The 5314-nt window shown below is 67.1% G+C and carries 4 protein-coding genes; all 4 read left to right on the plus strand.

All coding sequences use genetic code 11. The features are described from left to right. Positions 1–345: 345 nt before the first annotated feature. Genes ACQKDV_RS13395 through ACQKDV_RS13410 form a run of 4 tightly spaced genes read left to right on the plus strand, consistent with a single transcriptional unit; the run spans position 346 to position 5181 of the window. On the plus strand, positions 346–2613 hold the full coding sequence (locus ACQKDV_RS13395) for a methyl-accepting chemotaxis protein (protein ID WP_427784249.1): 2268 nt from the start codon (positions 346–348) through the stop codon (positions 2611–2613). A 50-nt stretch (positions 2614–2663) separates the two neighbouring features. Next, positions 2664–3518: a CheR family methyltransferase gene (locus tag ACQKDV_RS13400; protein WP_427784252.1), complete on the plus strand. Its 855-nt coding sequence runs from the start codon at positions 2664–2666 to the stop codon at positions 3516–3518. Continuing rightward, positions 3515–4111 carry a chemoreceptor glutamine deamidase CheD gene (gene cheD, locus ACQKDV_RS13405; RefSeq protein ID WP_427784254.1) on the plus strand — a complete coding sequence of 199 codons (597 nt, stop codon included), beginning with the start codon at positions 3515–3517 and terminating at the stop codon, positions 4109–4111. The genes ACQKDV_RS13400 and cheD overlap by 4 nt, the downstream gene beginning before the upstream one ends. Further along, complete coding sequence (locus ACQKDV_RS13410) at positions 4108–5181, plus strand: protein-glutamate methylesterase/protein-glutamine glutaminase (protein WP_427784256.1); 1074 nt, start codon at positions 4108–4110, stop codon at positions 5179–5181. Before cheD ends, ACQKDV_RS13410 begins: the two co-directional genes overlap by 4 nt. Positions 5182–5314: the final 133 nt, after the last annotated feature.

A 5314-nucleotide genomic window follows, 5' to 3' on the forward strand; every position in this document is an offset into this window, starting at 1 on the left:
TGGGCAGGACGCCCAACCCCGGTCTTGCCGTGTGCGCAGGACAGCGCACACGAGCTAGGCGCCTACGAGCCCCCATGGATGGGTTAACGGCGTGTCCTGCCTGCCCACCCCGACCCGGCCATCCCGCGGCAACGAACAGCCGACCAACCGCTGTTGCTGTTGCTGTTGCTGTTGCTTCAAAAGCCTGCCGCAGGCAGCGCCGCAGCCGCCGCTGCAGGAAACCCTGAATACGCAGACTGCTTGCCCCTCAAATCTCCCCATTCCCGGCCGATAACCGTTCTGTCACGGCCTGTCGCGCTCTGACCGGTACTGGTGCCGCCCGCCCGTCTCGACCTGGTCCGCTTCATGAATCTACTGCATCGATGGCAACACTACTTCAGCAATCTCTCCGTCCGGCGCAAGCTGAACCTGCTGACGCTGCTCATCGCGATCGGCGTGATAGCGCTGTCGGTGCTCGCCGCCCGCATGCAGTACCTGGATCTCAACGACACCCGCAAGGCGTCCCTCAAGACCCAGGTCGAACTTACCTACGGCATCCTCGACCACTACCACCGCCTGGCCGTCAGCGGCGAACTGACCGACGAAGCCGCGCGCCAGGCCGCGCTCGATGCGCTGGCGCGCATGCGCGCCGACCATGACACCTACTACTACAGCGTCTACGACACCCATTACCGCGTCCTCATGCACCCGTTCCGCAAGGATCTCATCGGCAAGGACATGGAAGCCTTCCGGTCCGAAGACGGTGTGCAACTGTTCCACGACCTCGTCCAGGTCGCGCGCGCCGGCGGCGGCGTGGTGTCCTACAAGTGGGCCAAGGCCAACGCCGAAGGCCTGTACGACAAGGCTTCCTACGCGGGCCTGTTCGAGCCCTGGCAATGGGTCGTCAGCAGCGGTGTCTACATGGAAGACGTCCAGCGCCAGGCGCTGGTGTTCACCGCCATCATGGCCGTCAGCGGCGGCGTGCTGGTGCTGATCGTACTGGGCCTGAGCTGGGCCATCGGCAACCGCATCGCCCGCCCGCTGAAGCAGGCCACCGCCGTTGCCGAGAACATCGCCGATGGCAAGCTCGACAACCACATCGGCCCGCAGCCGCACGATGAACCCGGTCGCCTGCTGCACGCGATGTCCGCCATGCAGCAGCAGCTGCACGCCGTCACCAGCGGCCAGCGCGAAATGGCCCAGCGCCATGATGCCGGCGAACTCAGCTACCGCATCGACGCCAGCGCCTTCCCCGGCGAGTACGGCCTGATGGTGCAGGAAACCAATGCCCTGGTCGGCAGCCACGTGCAGACCCTGCACGACGTGCTGGACGTGGTGCAGCAGTACGCTGTCGGCGATCTCAGCCGCGATATCGCCCGCTACCCTGGCGAGAAGGCGGCCATGACCACCACCGTCGACACCGTCAAGGCCAACCTCGGCCACATCAACAGCGAGATCAAGCAGCTGGCCGCTGCCGCCGCCGCCGGCGATTTCAGCCGCCGTGGCGATGCCCAGCGCTTCCATCACGATTTCCGCCTGATGCTGGAAAACCTCAACGCCATGATGGCGGTCAGCGATGACAACCTCGGCGAGCTCTCGCAGCTGCTGTCAGCCATCGCCGAAGGTGACCTGACCACGCGCATGCACGGTGATTACCAGGGCGTATTTGCCCGCATGCGCGACGATGCCAACAGCACCGTCAGCCAGCTGACCCAGATCGTCGGCCAGATCCAGGCCAGCGCCTCCAGCATCACCCTGGCCGCCGGAGAAATCGCCTCAGGCAACAGCGACCTGTCGCGCCGCACCGAGCAGCAGGCCGCCAACCTGGAAGAAACCGCCGCCTCGATGGAAGAGCTGACCTCCACCGTACGCCAGAACGCCGAGCACGCCCGCCAGGCCAACCAGCTCGCCATTGGCGCACAGGGCGTTGCAGCGCAGGGCGGCAGCGTGGTCAACCAGGTGGTTACCACCATGTCGGCCATCGAAGCCTCGTCGAAGAAGATCGCCGAGATCATCTCGGTCATCGACGGCATCGCGTTCCAGACCAACATCCTGGCGCTGAACGCAGCGGTGGAAGCCGCCCGTGCAGGCGAGCAGGGCCGCGGCTTCGCCGTGGTCGCCAGCGAGGTGCGCACCCTGGCGCAACGGTCGGCCGCGGCCGCCAAGGAGATCAAGGGCCTGATCGACGATTCGGTCGGCAAGGTCGCCGAGGGTTCGACCCTGGTGCATCAGGCAGGTACCACCATGGGCGAGATCGTCACCTCGGTGCAGCGCGTGACCGACATCATGTCCGAGATTTCGGCGGCCTCGCAGGAACAGAGCGCCGGCATCGAACAGGTCAACCAGACCGTGGTGCAGATGGATGAGACCACCCAGCAGAATGCTGCGCTGGTCGAGGAAGCCACCGCCGCCGCGCGTGCGATGGAAGACCAGGCCGCACAACTGGCCGACGCCGTGGCCATCTTCCGCTTGGACAACCAGGTGGCCGCCGCAGTCAAGGCCGTGGTCGCACGTGTCGAACCCGTCCCGCCGGCCAGTGCAGCGCGCCGTCCGCAGCTGGCGGCAGCTGCCGGCCGTTCCAGCCACAACGCCAGCTTCGTCGCCCCCAGCGACGGTGACTGGAAGGAATTCTGATCCCGGCGGCGGCTTCGGCCGTCGCCCCCCGCCGATGGACATGTCCCCCCGTGCAAAGTCCCACTCCCATCGTCACCGGCCCTCGTGAATTCGAGTTCGCCGACCGTGATTTCCGCCGAGTCTGCGATCTGATCTACCAGCGCGTGGGCATTGCGCTCGCGCCCGCAAAGCGCGACATGGTGTACGGCCGCCTGTCGCGCCGCCTGCGTACGCTCGGCATGCGCAGCTTCCAGCAGTATCTGGACCATCTGGAGCAGGACGGCGGCGATGAGTGGCAGGCGTTCACCAACGCCCTGACCACCAACCTCACCTCGTTCTTCCGCGAGCCGCACCACTTCGACAAGCTGCGCGAGGAACTGCAGCAGCGCCCGGGCCGCAGCCCGCTGCTGCTGTGGTCGTGTGCCGCGTCCACCGGTGAGGAACCCTACTCCATGGCCATCACCGCCTGCGAGGCCTTCGGTACACTGAAGCCGCCAGTGCGGATCGTGGCCACCGACGTCGACACCCAGGTCCTCGCCACCGCCAGCCGCGGCGTCTACAGCATCGACCGCGTCACCAACCTCGACCCGGACCTGCGCCGCCGTTACTTCCAGCGCGGCAGCGGCCCCAATGAAGGGCAGTGCCGGGTGCTGCCCGCCCTGCGCGAACTGATCGAATTCCGGCCGCTCAACCTGCTGGCCGCCCGCTACGACGTCGGCGGTCCGTTCGACGCATTGTTCTGCCGCAACGTGATGATCTACTTCGACAAGCCCACCCAGCGCGCCATCCTCGGCCGCCTCGTGCAGCACCTCAATGAAGATGGCCTGCTGTACACCGGCCACTCGGAGAACTACCTGCACGCGGCTGACCTCATCCAGCCCTGTGGCCGCACCCTCTACCGTCGCGCGCAGGGGGCCGGCGCATGAATGCTTCGCTGCGCACCGACGAGGTGATGCGCTACCAGGATGCGCGCTTCAAGACCGTCGCCGCCAAGCTGCTGCCGACCCAGTACCTGGTGGTCGATGACACCACCGCGCTGACCACCACGCTGGGCTCGTGCGTGGCCGCCTGCCTGCGCGACCCGGTGCTGAAGATCGGCGGCATGAATCACTTCCTGCTGCCCGAAGGCAATGCCGGCGATGGCGCACCCGCGCGCTACGGAAGCTACGCCATGGAACTGCTGATCAACGACATGCTCAAGCGCGGCGCACACCGCAAGCGCATCGAGGCCAAAGTGTTCGGTGGCGCCAACGTGCTCAAGGGCTTCACCAGCAACCCGGTAGGCACGCGCAACGCCGAGTTCGTGCGCCAGTACCTGCAGGCCGAGCACATCCCGATCATCGCCGAGGACCTGTGCGGCATCCATCCGCGCAAGATCTGGTTCTTCGCCGATACCGGCCGCGTGGTGGTGCAGCGCCTGCCCCACGCACACGAGGCCGAAGTGGCCGCGACCGAATCGGCTGTGCGTGCCCGCCTGTCCAAGGCCCCGGTCACCGGTGGCGTGGAGCTGTTTGAATGAACGTGCCCGGCAACGCCCCCTGCCGGGTGCTGATCGTCGACGACTCCGCCGTCGTGCGGCAGATGCTCACTGAAATCCTGTCCAGCGATCCGGGCATCGACGTGGTTGGTACCGCCGCCGATCCGCTGCTGGCGCGCGAGAAGATCAAACGTCTGGCGCCGGACGTCATCACGCTGGACGTGGAAATGCCGCGCATGGACGGCCTGGCGTTCCTGGAAAACCTGATGCGGCTGCACCCGCTGCCGGTGGTGATGATTTCCTCGCTGACCGAGCGCGGCGCCGACACCACCCTGCAGGCCCTGGCCCTGGGCGCGGTCGACTTCGTCTCCAAGCCCAAGCTGGACGTCGCCCGCGGGCTGCAGGGCTATGCCGATGAAATCATCGCCAAGGTCAAGATGGCCGCGCGCTCGCGCGTGCGCCCGCTGATGCGCACCGCCGCCCCCAAGCTCATCCTGGATACCGCACCCTCCGTGCGTCCGGCCGCGCCGCAGTTCCGCACCACCGACCGCCTGATTGCGATCGGCTCGTCAGCCGGCGGCACCGAAGCGCTGCGCGTGGTGCTGGAAGGCCTGCCGGCCGACGCCCCGGCCGTGGTGATGACCCAGCATCTGCCGGCCAGCTTCAGCACCGCGTTCGCCGAACGCCTGGACCGCCACTCGGCGATGGCCGTGCGCGAAGCCAGCGATGGTGAAGCGGTACTGCCCGGCCATGCCTACCTGCCCCCCGGCGGCCAGCACCTGCGCATCATCCGCGATGGCGCGCGTTGGCGCTGCCGCGTCGACGACGGCCCGGCAGTGAACCGGCACAAACCGGCGGTGGACGTGCTGTTCCGTTCAGTGGCACAGGCTGCGGGTGGCAATGCCATCGGCGCCATCCTCACCGGCATGGGCGACGACGGCGCACGCGGCCTGCTGGAAATGCGCCAGGCTGGCGCGCCCACCCTGGTTCAGGACGAAGCCACCAGCGTGGTCTGGGGAATGCCGGGTTCGGCGTTCAAGCTGGGTGCGGCCGAGGAACAGGTGCCGCTGGAGCGGATTGCTGAACGGTTGTTGGCCCTCGCCCGCAGCTGACGCGAAGTAGATCCACGCCATGCGTGGATGCCTTTGTAGAGCCGAGCCCATGCTCGGCTCAGGCACTCCGTAGAAAGCAGCCGAGCACGGGCTCGGCTCTACAGCCCACTGCCTCGAAGACTCCCGCGGGCAG

Source organism: Stenotrophomonas sp. NPDC077659 (assembly GCF_050268705.1).
Taxonomy (GTDB): domain Bacteria; phylum Pseudomonadota; class Gammaproteobacteria; order Xanthomonadales; family Xanthomonadaceae; genus Stenotrophomonas.